Below are 14,856 nucleotides of genomic sequence, written 5' to 3'. Positions count from 1 at the left end.
TTAGTATGGGATTTTTTATACAGATTAGATTTAACCCGTGTGGTCTAGACGTGTGCCTAAGGTTTCCAGATGCATTGGGAAAGTGTTGCTTTTACGATCTTCAAAATAATGTCTGAGGGTGTGTTCTACACTCGGGAAGGCTAGTTCGGTCCAGGGAATATCTGCTTCATCAAATAAACGTGTTTCGATGGTCTCTTCACCCGCACCAAATTTTCCATCAATCAGATTGGCTTTAAATAGCACATAAATCTGACCAATACGTGGAATGTTATACATACAGTACAACTGTTCAATGTCTACTTCAGCTTCGGCTTCTTCGCGGGTTTCCCGGGCAGCCCCTTGCTCCATGGTTTCAAACAGTTCCATATAGCCGGCAGGTAAAGTCCATAAGCCATAGCGTGGTTCAATGGCACGACGGCACAACAGTACTTTGTTTTCGAACAGGACTAAAGTGCCACAAATCACTTTCGGATTAATATAATGAATAGAGCCGCATGAATCACATACGCTGCGAATTTGCTGATCGCCCAAAGGAATTTTAGCAGTGGTTTTATGTCCACAATTCACACAGAAGTTCATATTCATCATCAATGATAAAAGTATGCTCAGGATAACTGAAAAAGCAAAATTTGGCATCATTTCTCTCCCGCCCCGGCTAAAATCAGCTATGATGAAATTATGATCATCGTCAGGGTTGAAAGAATGGATGCATGTGAATTGACACAAAGGTTGCAGCAACGCTTACGTTTTTCCAGGCGTATCCGATCTGCACATGCTGCCGTGTTGATTGCAATTACAGATGAAGCTGACCCGAAAGTATTGCTGACACGCCGTTCAGCTTATTTGAATAATCATGCCGGAGAAGTCTCATTTCCGGGTGGCAAGCGCGATCCGCAAGATACCAGTAATATTGTGGTGGCTTTAAGGGAAGCCTATGAGGAAACGGCTCTCAATCCTTTTGATGTACATTTAATGGGTGATTTACCGATGCAAAAAGCCCGCAATGGCATGCTGGTCAAACCGATTGTGGGACTGATTCCTCCGCAAGTGAAGCTGATTCCACAACCGACGGAAATCGACCGGATTTTCTTTGCCTCATTGCAGCATTTACTTGAAGTGACGCCCACACCTTATGAAGTTCGCTTTGCTCAGCAATCTTTATATTTTCCGAGTATGCGGATAGAAAATGAAGTGGTTTGGGGCTTGACCGCACGTATGTTGATTTCTTTATTTCAATATGGGCTGGATTATAAAAAAGACTGGCCATTCTTGCTTAATTCTCCAACGTTTAAACGCTCCAAATTTTTTTAACCATTGAATAGGATTTTATCAATGTTGTACAAATTTCAGGGACACTTACCTACCGCTATACATCAGCCCTGGGATGGCTGGGTGGCACCGACGGCCACAGTGATTGGACAAGTTGAGCTTGGACGCCAAGTCAGTGTCTGGTTCGGTGCTATAGTGCGCGCAGATAACAGTAAAATTAAATTGGGTGACTTTAGCAATGTGCAGGAAAATGCAGTGCTGCATACGGATGCCGGCATTGAGATGCAGATCGGTAATTATGTAACGATTGGGCATCAGGCCATGCTACATGGTTGTACCATTGGCGATAACAGCCTGATCGGGATTCAAGCAGTCATTCTAAACAATGCCGTGATTGGCAAGAATTGTATTATTGGTGCCAATGCCTTGATTCCGGAAGGCAAGATCATTCCAGATAATTCAGTGGTGATGGGCTCACCCGGTAAAGTGGTGAAAATGCTGGATGATGACAGTATTCAAAAATTAACAATGAGCGCCATGCATTATGCCGAGCATTTTCAGAAATTTCAGGATTTGGAAGAAGTGCTACTCTAAGGCACTCTTTTATTGATTGAATCATAAGCCTAGATTTTCTAGGCATTTTTGTATCTGTTTCGGGAAAATCTCGCGTAGCGGATATGAGTGGAGTATCATATCCGCGTTTTTTATATTCTCTGAATTAAGGTTGTGCATGAAAGTGCTGGCATTGGAGACTGCCAATGAGCAGTGTTCCGTTTCTGTAATCGATGATACTCAAGAACTATTTTTTCAGCTTGATGCGCGCGCCAAGGCACAAACGCAAACGATTCTCCCGATGATTGAACAAGGTCTGCAAGATCTTGGGCTGGCCATTGCTGATTTGACCGCGATTGCCTTTAGTCGTGGTCCGGGTTCTTTTAGCGGTGTGCGTATTAATGCTGCCGTGACTCAGGCCTTGGCCTGGTCAAATGATGTGCCGGTAATTCCGGTGTCAACTTTGCAGGCTTTGGCACAAGCAGCCTATCGTTTACACGGCCTCAAGGAAGTGTCTGCGGTATTGGATGCCCGCATGAGCGAAGTCTATATCGCGAGCTATCAACTGGATGCACAAGGGATTATGCAACCGGTCGATGAAGAACAACTATTAAGTTATGCAGAAGGCAGCCAAGCTGTGTGCTTTATCCCGGTCGGTTCGGGTGCTGAACTGGTACAAAGCGAAACTTCAATTTATAAAGATGTGCATGCGACTGCACAGGATATTGCCAGCATTGCACGTGCAGCGGCACAAGCAGAAAACTGGGTGAGTGCAGAATTGGCATTACCCGTATATTTACGCGATAACGCGTGGAAAAAAATTCCAGAACAAGGCAAAGCATAATTAATTAGGATAAAGCATGGATCTTTTACTGCTACTCAAAGCGGCCATCATGGGTATTATCGAAGGCATTACTGAGTTTTTGCCTATTTCCAGTACCGGCCATTTGATTTTGGCATCAGAATTAATGAATTTCTGGACCAAGGAAAAGAGTGATGTATTCGTCATCGCGATCCAGATGGGGGCAATTGCTGCCGTTATTTATGAATATTGGGCACGTCTTTGGGGGGCAGCGACCGGGATTGTCAGCGGTGAACCACAAGGTCGCCGTTTAGGCATTGGCCTGATTCTGGCTTCTATTCCGATTATATTGATTGGTCTGACTCTGGGACAAACCGTCAAACAATTACTGTTTAATGATATTGCCATTGCCATTGGTTTGATCGTCGGTGGTTTGATCATTATCTGGATTGAAAAGAATCCACCGCAAGTCCGTGTCCATGAAGTTGAAGAACTCAGCATTAGAGATGCGATCTGGATTGGCCTGATTCAGGTTTTATCCTTAATTCCGGGTACTTCCCGTTCAGGCGCAACCATTATCGGTGCGATGTTCCTCGGTGTGTCCCGTAAGGCAGCGACTGAATTCTCATTTTTCTTGGGTATTCCGGTCATTATCGGCGCTGGCCTGCTGGACCTTTATCAAAGCTATGATGTCTTAAATACGACTGAAGACTGGACCGTGATCGGAGTTGGGCTTCTGGTTTCCTTTATCTCGGCATTGATATTAATCCGTGCGCTGGTCGCTTACGTGGCCAAACGCGACTTTATGATCTTTGCCTGGTATCGTATTGCTTCGGGTCTGCTGATTTTATTATTTGCCTATACAGGTTGGAAATTATGGTAAGCGCGATTCGCTTATATGCCGAATCTGACTATCAAGAGAAAGCACAGCACTTCGAGGCTGTGCTTTCTTCTCGTGGGGTGCAGGTTGAAATTGAAACTGTTGAAAAACTCAATGCACGTTTTTTCCGTTTAAATCCTGAACTGGCCCTTTGTGCCGATGCTGACGGACTCTGGTTATGTGCCAACGGCATGAAGATGCAACCGGACTGGCAGGCGGAAACCGGACGCTTAAAACGCGCATCTTTGAAATCGGAAATGATTGCACGCGCCTGTAATTTAAGTGAAAAACCAAGCTTAGTCGATGCTACCGCGGGTCTGGGGCATGACAGTCTGTTGATGGCACATTTAGGCGCGCAGGTCATCTTGGTTGAACGGCATCCGATTCTGTTTACCTTGCTTGAAGATACGCATACCCGTGCCCAGTCGGATGCATTCCTGAGTCAGGTCGTATCACGGATTCAACTAGTCTTTTCAGATTCAGCCGATTATTTGCAGCAACAGGCCCAGCAGCAACAGATTGTTGATGTGGTTTATCTTGATCCGATGTTTCCGCAGCGTGACCAAAACCAGCAGGCAGTCAAGAAACAGTCGCAAGTGAAAAAACAGATGCAGCTGTTGCATATGTTATTGCCTGAAGATGGTGAAATGGATCTGGGCGACAACTTACTGGAACTGGCACAGAAAATTGGCAAACGTGTTGTGGTCAAACGTCCGCGTCTCGCGGTATTTCTGGCTGGAAAAGAGCCAAATCATCAATGGCAAGGCGATGCTTGTCGCTTTGATGCGTATTTTCAGCATGAACTTGTAGCTGAATAGGATAATGGCTTCTTTATTAAGCAAAGATTTGTTATATATTTAAAATTAGCATTGATTAAATACTTATCAAGCATAAACTTATTCAGCACATTAGCGAGCCACTCATCTCCTTGAAATCCTATGATCGACTTTAAACCCTCCATTAATTTTTGGCACGATTTTAAGAGCAACCAAATTGCCGGGATGTGGTTATTTCTGGGGTCGAGGCGTTCTTTACAACTGGTCCGTCCATCCATCATGCAATTGGTGTTCTGGGGGATTTTGGGTGGCTGCGCCAACAGTTTGTTTAGCTGGCTCAGTTCAGGCCGTATGGGAGATTTTAACTCTCAAGGTCTGATCAGTTATGCACTTTGGCCTTTCATTGCCCTGATTGTCGGTATTTTTCTTTCGCAACGGGTCAATAATCCACGCTTGATGCTGGTGCCAGCCTTGTTATGGTTGGTGTTAGATACCCATATCATGCTGTTCCAGTGTCTGATTCAGTATCTGGGTGATCTGGATTATCTGCCTTATATCCTTTACGACTATATTCCAACGCTCTTTGTCATGCTGTTTGTCTGGCAAAGTCTGGCAGTGGTCTGGGTGATTTCACGTGAATTAAAATGGCCGTGGTGGGAACGTGCGCTGATTATGCTGGCGACTTTGTTTACGCTAGTAGTTTGGCAGATTTCAGTCAAAGATCAGCCGATCTGGAAAGTCGAAGAAATTCCACCGAGTTTTGCCGAAGATGCTTTCTATGCCCAGCCAACTTTGCTGAATAAAGCGCTGGAAAATATCGAGTATGGTGAATTTGCACAGTCACACTGGTATTTCATGGGGGTAGCCGGAGCGAGCTATCAGGATGTATTCCATTCTGAAGTTGAGCGGATTAAAGAGCAGTTTGATACCCGTTTTGGTACTTTTGGCCGATCGATTGCCTTGGTCAATCACCCAGCGACACGTACCACTATGCCGATTGCTTCCAAAACCAGTATGGAGCTGACATTGCGCCGTATGGGGCAGCAGATGAACCGTGAAAGTGACGTATTATTTTTATATATGACCTCTCACGGTTTGCCGAATGTATTTGAAATGGAAAATGCCCCACTGGATCTGGCGCAGGTTGATCCAAAATGGTTGCGTGAAACACTAGATGCATCAGGCATACGTTGGCGCGTGATCGTAATCTCGGCCTGTTTTTCAGGCAGTTTTGCTTCTGCTTTACAGAATGACAATACCTTGGTGATTACGGCTTCGGCAGCTGATCGGCAGTCTTTTGGCTGTTCGAATGAAGCGGATTATACCTATTTTGGTCGTGCGTTCTTTGATGAAGCCATGCGTGAAAATAGCAGCTTGCAAAGCGCTTTCGCACAGGCCACAGATACTGTAGCAAAATGGGAATCGGCTCAAGGCTTTGAGCCATCAGAACCGCAATGGGTCATCGGCAAGAATATGGAATTGATGTTGCCACAACTGGAGCAACGTTTATTTCCACAGACCAGTACGGCGACACCATCTCCCTAGATGTCATCCACAGACCGGTTGCAATAATAAGGAATAGCCATGGAACTTATACAAAACAATAGAAGCTTTGAAGGTGAACAGCGGATTTATCGTTTTGATTCACGCTATCTTAAATCCCCGACCAAGTTTGGCATTTTCCTGCCGCCTCAAGCTTTAGAAGGTCACAGCTGTCCTGCTTTATTCTATTTGGCGGGTTTGACCTGTACCGAAGAAACCTTTGCCATCAAGGCACATGCACAGCGTTTGGCGGCACAGCTTGGCTTGATCCTGATTACACCAGATACTTCGCCGCGTGGCGAAGGTGTGGCAGAAGGCGACAACTGGGATATTGGTCAGGGTGCGGGTTTTTATATCAATGCTACCCAGGCACCGTGGGCTGAACACTATCAGATGGAAAGCTTTATTGTCGATGAGCTTTACGCACTGGTCACTGAGGAATTCGTGATCCATCCCGGCAAGATCGGTATCTTCGGCCACAGTATGGGTGGTCATGGCGCATTGACTCTGGCATTTAAATATCCAGAAAAATTCAAATCTGTTTCAGCCTTTGCACCGATTTGTGCCCCGAGCCAGTGTCCTTGGGGAGACAAAGCATTCTCAAATTATCTGGGTACTGAAAAAAAAGAATGGCTCGAACATGATGCAACCGCTTTGGTTCAGGAAAAGGGCGCCTTATTTAGCGATATCCTGATTGATCAGGGTTTTTCGGATCAGTTCTATAGTCAGCTTAATCCAGCCTTGTTTCAGCAAGCTTGTGATGCCGTCAACCAGCCGCTAACTTTGCGTGAACATCAGGGCTATGATCATGGTTATTACTTTATTCAAAGTTTCGTAGATGACCATTTGCAATTCCATGCCGTGCAGTTAAATCCTTAAAGTAGGACTGCAGATATGTAGCAAAGCCAAAAAGATTAAAAAACCTCCAAAATGTTTTTACATTCTGGGGGTTTTTCTTTTAATATCAGATGTATAAAAGTATAAAAAATTGGGGTCGTCATGCAGCAGACAGCAGACGGTATTCGTGTCAGTGAGTCATTATTTCCAGCTGCTTCAAGTTTTTCGACTGAAGCCATGCCTTCGGTCAGACCGAAATATCAGCGATATGGATTCAGATTTCATGGCAGTGCATCCGAATATTTTGGTATCTGGATGGTGAATCTGATGCTGACCATAGTGACATTGACCTTGTACAGCCCTTGGGCCAAGGCACGCCGTATGCGTTATTTCTACGGCAATACCCAATTTTTAAACCATCGCTTCGACTTTGTGGCCATGCCCAGCCGGATCTTGCTGGGTCGTCTGTTTGCACTGGAACTATATCTGGTTACCGTCGTACTGACCAACTATTCAATCCTCGCTACCAGTTCTTTATTGATGGTCGCTGCGCTGTGTTTGCCCTGGCTCAGTCGGATGACCTTGAAATTCAAGGCCCGAAATAGCAAATATGGCAATGTGCGCTTTTATTTTAATGGCAGCAACCGCGAGGCTTACAGGGTCTTATTTCTGGCCATCCTGATCAATATCTTTACTTTGCTGCTGTTTAGTCCAGTGATGATCTGGCTCTATAAACGCTATTGCTTTAATCATTTATCGATTGGTCAGTTGCAATTCAGGCTGAATATTAACTGGTCCAAGTTTATGTCTGCCGTTTATCTGCCCTTGGGTCTTTGCCTGCTGGTTGGTATTGGCTGGCTTGCAGCAGTGGTGTACTGGGTGGACCGGATAGGGACCAATTTGTTTAGTCTGGGTTTACTGCTGAGTTATCTGCTTTGTCTGGTGCTGGTCTGGCCGATTATTTCTGCACGTTTATAACTTATTACCTGGAATCATGTGGAGCTTGGTCAAAGTTACTTCAAAACACGGGTAACTACCTGGCGTTATAGCTGGATTGTGCTGAGCAACTGGATAGTGCGTGTTCTTAGTCTGGGCTTAATGACGCCTTGGGCTGCCATCCGTTTATATGAATATCAGTTAAAACACTTAGAACTATATGTGGCTGAAGATGAAACCAATCTTGAGCATATCTTGCAACCTGACCCGAGTGCTTTGGCCGATGAAATCCTGGACGTATTTGATTTCGATGCATCGTTATAGGGGCAAGTAGGATGAAGCGACCTGTTGAAGTCAGATTTTATGATGGGGTTTTGGCTGAAGCCCAGCGTGCATGGATTGTCCCTGATCAGCAACAAGGGATTGCTCTGAAACTTGATGAGGATGTTCCAGCACAAGTTAGCGATGCAGATTTTTATTTTTCTTATCCGGACATGGCCTACATTGGTGGTGTCGGTGGTCGTAAACCGATTATTGAGCTGCCTGAAGAGCGTCGGATTGAGTTTTTAAGCAAAGCGCCACATTGGCTCGGGATTAAACATAAAGATATTTATCATGCAATCTGGAAGTTTGAACGTTCACCGATCCTAATTTTCTTTTCCATGATCATCGTGATTAGTGCAGTGATTATTATTTTAAAATGGGGGATTCCTTATAGCGCCAAACAGCTGGCAAAACTCCTTCCGGAGCAGACTCTGGTTGAAGTAGGCAACCGGACAGAGCAGCAGTTAATTGCCCAGACCCAGCCAAGTACACTCCCGGCAGAACAACAGACGCGATTAAAAACTTTGTATGAACAAAAGATTGCCGTTGGACCACCGGCAAAGATTATTTTCCGTCAAGGTGGATCAAGCATGGGCATGAATGCCGCAGCCATCCCGAATAACACCATTATTGTGACTGATGAACTGGTGAAAATCAGCGGCACCGATGAAGAAGTCCTTGCAGTACTGGCCCACGAACAAGGCCATCTGGTACAAAAACATAGCATGTAAAAAGTGATTTTTAATCTGGGTGCGGCGGGACTGTTTGCCTTGGTGACTGGAGATTTAAGTGATGTGGTCACCGCATCTGTAGTGGTCCTGACCGATGCTGGATATTCGCAGGCGATTGAACTGGATGCCGATGACTATGCCATGCAGCATTTGCATCAACAGCAGATTTCCAGTATTCACTTGTCTAACTTTTTGCAGCGGGTGGAAAATGCCAGAATACTGGCAGAGGAATCGCAAACCTTAAAAATGAAAAATTTCACCCTGAATATTGATGGAAAAGACCGGCACCTGACAGAAACCGAACTGAAATGGATTCGCCTGATCGGGAAGTTTAAAAAATATCTGGAATCACATCCCGAACTGGATAAAAGAATTGAGCGTATTCATGCCTTTAATGAACAAGCGAATCATCGTATTTAGTTTCTGATCATTGCTATGCCTTGATCATCAAGGCTTTTTAGTTTCTATCTTTGCCAGTCGGCAGTCAGATTTTCCTGTCCCATACGGATCAGATGATCCAGAACCACATTTTCAAATTTATTCAGGTCAGTAGATTCATCTGTGCTTTGAATCGTTACGGTTAGATGATCCGCCTCGGGTGTCAGACTCACTTCAGCATTTGGAAAATGAATCAGGAAATTTTGTTCGGTTTCATCAATATTAAATTTATGTTTCCAGTGATTGGCCAGGCGTTTGGCAATTCGTGCTGCTTGTTGCGTCTGGATATGGGCAATACTTTTCATCAGTTTTCTACACTATTCATCATTATCCTGCACTTTAAACCAAGCGGTGATGCCGGCATAAGCCTCAAAGCGTTACACAGCGTTTTAATCTTGCAACATCGAATCACAGTAGCCGGAGCGGATTTGATATAATGGGAAAAATCCAATTTCAACAAGCCAGGTTCTCCCATGTCCAAGCCTTATTTAATTGCCCCTTCTATTTTATCTGCTGACTTTGCCCGTTTAGGTGAAGAAGTCGAGAACGTGTTGGAAGCAGGTGCAGACGTTGTCCATTTTGATGTCATGGATAACCATTATGTGCCGAACCTGACTTTTGGTGCGGGTATTTGCAAGGCCTTGAAAAATTATGGGATTAAGGCGCCAATTGATGTGCATTTGATGGTTAAGCCGGTAGATCGCATGATCGGAGATTTCCTTGAAGCGGGTGCTGATATCATTACTTTCCATCCGGAAGCGTCTGATCATATTGACCGTTCTTTACAGTTGATTAAATCAGGTGGTGCCAAAGCGGGCTTAGTATTTAACCCAGCAACGCCACTGCATTATCTGGATTATGTACTGGATAAAGTCGATCAAATTTTGCTCATGAGCGTGAACCCGGGTTTTGGCGGACAGAAATTTATTCCAATGACTTTGGATAAATTGCGTCAGGCACGCAAACTGATTGATGCTTCAGGTCGTGATATTCGTCTGGAAGTTGATGGCGGTGTTACGCCAAGCAATATTCGTGAAATTGCCGAAGCGGGTGCCGATATGTTTGTGGCGGGTTCAGCTATTTTTGGCAAGCCGGATTATAAAGCTGTGATTGATGAAATGCGTGCGGAATTAGCGAGAGTGGGACAGGTTCAATTGTAATCGTTAAAAACTCATAAGTGCATAAATATGTGGATAACTTTATGGATAAGTGTGTAGATATCTATGTTGATAACCATATGGATATGTTGCATAAAATGTAATCATTTATAGCCTGATTGATTGCGATTTAGACAAAATCTGTATAAAAAGAACTCAAATTGGGTTCTTTTTTATTACATATAACCCTTGTGTTTAGTGGTTATTTGTTAATCAAGAGTTAATAATTCAACCAAGTAAAAAATGATCAATGTCTCGCATATTTGTGTTTCATTATGTAATTACTCCAGACAAAGTTTAAATTTAATTGATGTGTATAACTTAATATTCTGAGTCCATTCTCATCTAATTGTTGTGAATGAATTGCCCGATTATTAGAACTATTTCTGACTTGGCATTTTCAAAATCTACCATAACCAGAGTAGCCATGAATGTCGTGAAGATTTGAGTAAGACAAAGTTAAGTTGTATCTCGATAAGTGATATTTTGTAAAAATAGCCAGATTGCTGAAACGCGGTTTTATCAAATTTTTACACCTAGGAGGAACGACCTCCCTTGTGAATTACGTATCGGAATTTACAGGAAAAATCGTCAGGACGGCCTGATTCTTATATAAAAGGAGGAGGTTGCATGGCCTGGATCGTACTTATTCTTGCGGGTATTTTTGAAATCGTTTGGGCATATTCGATGAAGCTGTCTGAAGGATTTACCAGACTTACCCCAAGTATTATTACCATTGTCTTCATGGTACTGAGTTTTGCTTTACTGGCTTATGCGATGCGTACTTTGCCGCTAGGTACAGCCTATACGATCTGGACCGGGATTGGTGCAGTGGGTTCATTTCTCATCGGTATTTGGGTTTTGGGTGAACCCGCTACAGCGTTGCGTATGCTGGCTGCCGTACTCATCATTTCCGGTCTGGTGCTGATGAAAGTATCATCTTCATAATTTGTTTCTGCCTGTCTCGGTGAACTGGGTTAATATAGAAAATGAACTCAGTGATTGGGACAGGGCGCCATCATGAACTTAAGTTATCTCTATATGGATTCTCCCGTAGGTCAGTTACGACTGGTCGCGAATGAAACCGCGCTGGTAGCCGTGCTTTGGGACTGTGAACAGCCGAATCGGGTGAAACTGGCGACCTTGGTTGAAGATCCGCAGCATCCGGTTTTGATTGAAACCAGACGTCAGCTTCAGGAATATTTTGCTGGTCAGCGCAATGTTTTTGACCTGCCTTTGGACTTTGCAGGTACTGATTTTCAGAAAAAGGTTTGGCAGGTGCTACTGAATATTCCCTACGGACAGACGCGAAGCTATCGCGACATTGCTGAACAGGTGGGTAATATCAAGGCTGTACGCGCCGTGGGTGCAGCCAATGGCAAAAACCCGATTTCGATTATTGCACCCTGTCATCGGGTGATTGGTCGCAGTGGCAAGCTGGTAGGATTTGCCGGTGGTTTGGATAAAAAAGAAATCCTGTTAAATATTGAGCGGACGCATTCATAAATCTCTTTTATAAATCAAAAAATGATCGTTCTATTCATTTTAAAATGAATATTAAAAGTTCCTTCTCCCTCTGGGATAAGAAGCACTGCTTAGCAAGGAGATGAGGGGGTAAAAACCTCTCCCTCGCCCTCTCCTACAAGGAGAGGGTATTTCCTTTGTAGTGATTATAAAAAATGATTTATGAAAGAACTTTAATATCTAAAAATTTAAAACAAATGAAAAATTAGAATATGGATGTTCTGCTAGTAGAAATTAATCTATTCATACTTTGTGATTGGATTTATTTCGAAGTGGTATTCAAAACAGCCTAAGCAGTCATAAGCTTTTACGAGCCCATAAAAAAGCCTTTGAATGATTCAAAGGCTTTTTAGTTTTAAATATTTGAAGCTTTCAGTTTTTCGGTAATCTCGGCCAGAACTTTAATCCGTTTTACTTCATCCCATAATGCTTTGGCTTCAGGATAATGTTTCGACATCATGCCCAGCCATTGCTTGTAACGGCCGACCATCCCGATCTCAGTTTTGGCTGGGCCGTTGATAAAACGAATTTGCAGTTGCAGTAGTTCATTCCAGTTCATCAAAGGTGCATCCGAGTTTTGACGGATACATTGGGTCAGGTCGGGTGTAGTCACTGCACCACGGCCAATCATCAGATCTTCGCAACCGGATTCCAGACGGCACTGTTTGGCATCGGCATTGTTCCAGATTTCACCATTGGCGATCACATTGATCTTAAGTGTCTCACGAATCGGTTGTAGCTGGTCCCAGAATGCGGGCGGAGTATAGCCATCAGCTTTGGTGCGTGCATGAACGGTAACCCATGCTGCTCCTGCATCTTCAATGGCATGGGCATTTTCCAGCATGAAATTACGGTCCATATAACCCAGACGCATTTTGGCGGAAACCGGAATATGCGCAGGCACTGCATCACGCACGGCTTTAACCAGCTCATGCACGACTTCGGGTTCATCGAGCAGGACTGAACCACCACGATGACGGTTCACGGTTTTGGCCGGACAGCCAAAATTCATGTCAATTGCCGGTGCGCCCATGGCTGCAACTTTGGCAGCATTCGCTGCCAGCATCTCCGGATTATTTCCCAGAAACTGCACATGTACTGGTGTACCTGCCGCCGTCTTGCCACCATTCAACAGTTCTGGACAGTAAGTATGATAAATATGATCGGGCAGAAGGGAATCGGTGACACGGATAAACTCGGTCACACACCAGTCAAAGCTACCTACGGATGTTAGCACATCACGCATAATCGGATCGGTTAAGCCTTCCATGGGAGCAAGCACAAGTTTCAACGGTGCACACCTGTAAATTTAAAACGGTGTTATACGTTTTTTTAGGCAGCCTGTCTAGGCTGGATGGGAATTGAAATCTGAGAACCTGAAAATTGAACTTTTTGGGCTGATATAAAAAGGCCCTTAATGTGGATTAAAGGCCTTTACAAGTGAAGATTAAGAAGGTTTATCGATATCCAGCCATTTTAGTCAGCCAGTTTTTCGACTTTCATACTTTCACGATAATACTGACAGCCCTTGTATAACAAGAAGCAGCCAATCAATCCGGCAATCGCATTGACGATCGAGATCGAGTTACCAACCATTAAGGTATTCTGGAAATATTTATCCGTGATTAACGCCACTGCAGTGGTTCCGACACCTAAGGCAATCAGGTTTGAAACCAGCAGGAACTTGGCAGATACCTGTGCGCGTAGCTGGTTTGGTGTCAGCATTTGTGTAGCAGCTGCCGATGCAGGAATCGGGAAAGTGGAGAAGAACATCGCCACAAAAATCAGTGCAAATGAAAGCTGCATATTATCGACCTGAGTAAACAGCACACTCGGAATAATCAGCGCTGCACAGCCAATGGCACCGGTACGAATCGCAGCATCGCTATAGCCACGTTTCGAGAAGAAGTCGATCAGCCAGCCACAGAATAAGGCACCCGAAGTATTCGCGACTAGAATAATCGTACCGAGGATATAACCGGTTTGACTCGCATCTAGACCGAAATTACGCATGTAATAGGCAGGTGCCCAGCCCAGTAGGGAATACAGCATCATGGTATAAAAAGAAAAACCAATAAAATGACAGAAGAAGGTCTTTTTATGTGTCTTGATAAAACCGATCGAATTTTTGAAAGAGGCTTTAATGACTTGGCCATCCTGACCGACTTTCATACCCTTACGTGCAGGTTCACGCACCGTCAGCACCATGAGTAGGGCCAGCAATACGCCCGGTAGACCGACAATCATAAAGGTAAGTTGCCAGGTTTTCACTTCACCAATGAGCGGTAAAGCCACGAAGCTGACATCTTTTAGCAGGCCAATCACATAGCCGCCAATCAGGAAAGCTAAACCCGAACCAATAAAGGCACCAATCGCATATACCCCGAGTGCACGGCCTAATTTATCTTTCGGAAATAAGTCGGCAACGATTGAATAAAAGGCAGGGGAAAGCGCAGCTTCACCGGCACCCACACTCAAACGTGCAATAAACATTTGAATAAAGTTTTTACTGAGACCACAAGCCGCTGTGGCAAGACTCCAAAACGCAATCCCGGTTGCAATGATTTTAATCCGGGACTTTCGATCCGCCAATGCTGCGATGGGCAGACCCATAATGGCATAAAACAAGGAGAAGGCCAGACCTTGCAATAGACTAAACTGGGTATCGCTTAGCATTAAATCGGCTTTAATCGGTTCAATCATGAGCGATAAAATTTGACGGTCTACAAATGACAGAATGTAAGCCACCATACAAATGACCACCACATACCATTGATAGGTGCTGCTTTCCGGTGGCGGTTCAATCTGTTCAGACAGCGGCACGGCCGTTTCTGTCGGTATAGGCTCAAAATTTTGATCTGTTGGTTGAATCGTCCTTTCAACCATTTCTAGGTTCAGCGATTTATCATTCATCATGCAACATCCTGTGCTGATCGTTTGAGATATTTATTTGATACTTTTAATTTGCTTGTTATTTTTATGTTGTATCGCATTTAATTAATCTAGAGTCTAAATGGATAGACGTCAATCTGTTTTTAAAAATAGATACAAATAATTTTTAAAGGCAAAAAAAAGGAATCATAATGAT

Annotated in this window: 14 protein-coding genes and 2 pseudogenes; 12 read left to right on the top strand and 4 right to left on the bottom strand. The window is 44.1% G+C overall.

The window, feature by feature from the left end:
* Positions 1–30 precede the first annotated feature (30 nt).
* A complete protein-coding gene (locus tag H0S56_RS11425) occupies positions 31–579 on the bottom strand; it encodes an NUDIX hydrolase (protein WP_171260787.1) in 549 nt (182 codons plus the stop codon).
* Between the two features lie 123 nt (positions 580–702).
* On the opposite strand from H0S56_RS11425, the gene H0S56_RS11420 reads away from it, so the two are divergent.
* The 9 genes and pseudogenes from H0S56_RS11420 to H0S56_RS14485 all read left to right on the top strand — a co-directional run bounded on the left by H0S56_RS11420 (position 703) and on the right by H0S56_RS14485 (position 9,069).
* Positions 703–1,311: an NUDIX hydrolase gene (locus tag H0S56_RS11420; RefSeq protein WP_195725111.1), complete on the top strand. Its 609-nt coding sequence runs from the start codon at positions 703–705 to the stop codon at positions 1,309–1,311.
* A gap of 24 nt (positions 1,312–1,335) precedes the next feature.
* Positions 1,336–1,863 carry a gamma carbonic anhydrase family protein gene (locus H0S56_RS11415; RefSeq protein WP_195726088.1) on the top strand — a complete coding sequence of 176 codons (528 nt, stop codon included), beginning with the start codon at positions 1,336–1,338 and terminating at the stop codon, positions 1,861–1,863.
* Positions 1,864–1,999: 136 nt separating this feature from the next.
* Positions 2,000–2,665, top strand: coding sequence for a tRNA (adenosine(37)-N6)-threonylcarbamoyltransferase complex dimerization subunit type 1 TsaB (gene tsaB / locus H0S56_RS11410; RefSeq protein ID WP_195725110.1), 666 nt, complete (start codon positions 2,000–2,002; stop codon positions 2,663–2,665).
* Between the two features lie 16 nt (positions 2,666–2,681).
* Positions 2,682–3,506 (top strand): undecaprenyl-diphosphate phosphatase, encoded by an 825-nt coding sequence (locus tag H0S56_RS11405; protein ID WP_004279167.1) that lies wholly within the window; start codon positions 2,682–2,684, stop codon positions 3,504–3,506.
* Positions 3,500–4,321: a class I SAM-dependent methyltransferase gene (locus tag H0S56_RS11400; protein WP_406935368.1), complete on the top strand. Its 822-nt coding sequence runs from the start codon at positions 3,500–3,502 to the stop codon at positions 4,319–4,321. The genes H0S56_RS11405 and H0S56_RS11400 overlap by 7 nt, the downstream gene beginning before the upstream one ends.
* 120 nt (positions 4,322–4,441) lie before the next feature.
* Positions 4,442–5,824 carry a C13 family peptidase gene (locus tag H0S56_RS11395; protein WP_004646044.1) on the top strand — a complete coding sequence of 461 codons (1,383 nt, stop codon included), beginning with the start codon at positions 4,442–4,444 and terminating at the stop codon, positions 5,822–5,824.
* A 39-nt stretch (positions 5,825–5,863) separates the two neighbouring features.
* On the top strand, positions 5,864–6,700 hold the full coding sequence (fghA, locus tag H0S56_RS11390; protein WP_195725109.1) for an S-formylglutathione hydrolase: 837 nt from the start codon (positions 5,864–5,866) through the stop codon (positions 6,698–6,700).
* A 120-nt stretch (positions 6,701–6,820) separates the two neighbouring features.
* Positions 6,821–7,918: pseudogene (locus tag H0S56_RS11385) on the top strand (YjgN family protein).
* A gap of 11 nt (positions 7,919–7,929) precedes the next feature.
* A pseudogene (locus H0S56_RS14485) lies at positions 7,930–9,069 on the top strand (M48 family metallopeptidase).
* Positions 9,070–9,113: 44 nt separating this feature from the next.
* On the opposite strand, the gene H0S56_RS11375 reads toward H0S56_RS14485, so the two are convergent.
* On the bottom strand, positions 9,114–9,392 hold the full coding sequence (locus tag H0S56_RS11375) for a DUF2218 domain-containing protein (RefSeq protein ID WP_195725108.1): 279 nt from the start codon (positions 9,390–9,392) through the stop codon (positions 9,114–9,116).
* A 168-nt stretch (positions 9,393–9,560) separates the two neighbouring features.
* On the opposite strand from H0S56_RS11375, the gene rpe reads away from it, so the two are divergent.
* The 3 genes from rpe (at position 9,561) to H0S56_RS11360 (ending at position 11,750) form a co-directional block, all read left to right on the top strand.
* Positions 9,561–10,247: a ribulose-phosphate 3-epimerase gene (gene rpe / locus H0S56_RS11370; RefSeq protein WP_195725107.1), complete on the top strand. Its 687-nt coding sequence runs from the start codon at positions 9,561–9,563 to the stop codon at positions 10,245–10,247.
* A 627-nt stretch (positions 10,248–10,874) separates the two neighbouring features.
* A complete protein-coding gene (locus H0S56_RS11365) occupies positions 10,875–11,192 on the top strand; it encodes a DMT family transporter (protein WP_004279177.1) in 318 nt (105 codons plus the stop codon).
* A 72-nt stretch (positions 11,193–11,264) separates the two neighbouring features.
* The gene (locus H0S56_RS11360) at positions 11,265–11,750 is read left to right on the top strand and encodes a methylated-DNA--[protein]-cysteine S-methyltransferase (protein WP_195725106.1); all 486 of its coding nucleotides are present in this window, start codon (positions 11,265–11,267) and stop codon (positions 11,748–11,750) included.
* A gap of 373 nt (positions 11,751–12,123) precedes the next feature.
* Here H0S56_RS11360 and H0S56_RS11355 read toward each other — a convergent pair whose 3' ends face one another.
* On the bottom strand, positions 12,124–13,059 hold the full coding sequence (locus tag H0S56_RS11355) for a tRNA-dihydrouridine synthase (RefSeq protein WP_195725105.1): 936 nt from the start codon (positions 13,057–13,059) through the stop codon (positions 12,124–12,126).
* A gap of 185 nt (positions 13,060–13,244) precedes the next feature.
* Positions 13,245–14,684 carry a spinster family MFS transporter gene (locus tag H0S56_RS11350; protein ID WP_005251040.1) on the bottom strand — a complete coding sequence of 480 codons (1,440 nt, stop codon included), beginning with the start codon at positions 14,682–14,684 and terminating at the stop codon, positions 13,245–13,247.
* Positions 14,685–14,856 lie beyond the last annotated feature (172 nt).

The sequence above is a fragment of the Acinetobacter lwoffii genome (assembly GCF_015602705.1).
In the GTDB taxonomy this organism is placed as follows: Bacteria; Pseudomonadota; Gammaproteobacteria; order Pseudomonadales; family Moraxellaceae; genus Acinetobacter; species Acinetobacter lwoffii_E.
This window is presented reverse-complemented; position numbering and strand designations above follow the sequence as displayed.

What these genes read in the sequence shown, in the direction of transcription:
- H0S56_RS11425 (WP_171260787.1), bottom strand. Translation starts at nt 579, where the DNA reads ATGAACTTCTGTGTGAATTGTGGACATAAAACCACTGCTAAAATTCCT.
- H0S56_RS11350 (WP_005251040.1), bottom strand. Translation starts at nt 14,684, where the DNA reads ATGATGAATGATAAATCGCTGAACCTAGAAATGGTTGAAAGGACGATT.
- H0S56_RS11405 (WP_004279167.1), top strand. Translation starts at nt 2,682, where the DNA reads ATGGATCTTTTACTGCTACTCAAAGCGGCCATCATGGGTATTATCGAA.
- H0S56_RS11400 (WP_406935368.1), top strand. Translation starts at nt 3,500, where the DNA reads ATGGTAAGCGCGATTCGCTTATATGCCGAATCTGACTATCAAGAGAAA.
- H0S56_RS11395 (WP_004646044.1), top strand. Translation starts at nt 4,442, where the DNA reads ATGATCGACTTTAAACCCTCCATTAATTTTTGGCACGATTTTAAGAGC.
- rpe (WP_195725107.1), top strand. Translation starts at nt 9,561, where the DNA reads ATGTCCAAGCCTTATTTAATTGCCCCTTCTATTTTATCTGCTGACTTT.
- fghA (WP_195725109.1), top strand. Translation starts at nt 5,864, where the DNA reads ATGGAACTTATACAAAACAATAGAAGCTTTGAAGGTGAACAGCGGATT.
- tsaB (WP_195725110.1), top strand. Translation starts at nt 2,000, where the DNA reads ATGAAAGTGCTGGCATTGGAGACTGCCAATGAGCAGTGTTCCGTTTCT.
- H0S56_RS11360 (WP_195725106.1), top strand. Translation starts at nt 11,265, where the DNA reads ATGAACTTAAGTTATCTCTATATGGATTCTCCCGTAGGTCAGTTACGA.
- H0S56_RS11375 (WP_195725108.1), bottom strand. Translation starts at nt 9,392, where the DNA reads ATGAAAAGTATTGCCCATATCCAGACGCAACAAGCAGCACGAATTGCC.
- H0S56_RS11420 (WP_195725111.1), top strand. Translation starts at nt 703, where the DNA reads ATGGATGCATGTGAATTGACACAAAGGTTGCAGCAACGCTTACGTTTT.
- H0S56_RS11365 (WP_004279177.1), top strand. Translation starts at nt 10,875, where the DNA reads ATGGCCTGGATCGTACTTATTCTTGCGGGTATTTTTGAAATCGTTTGG.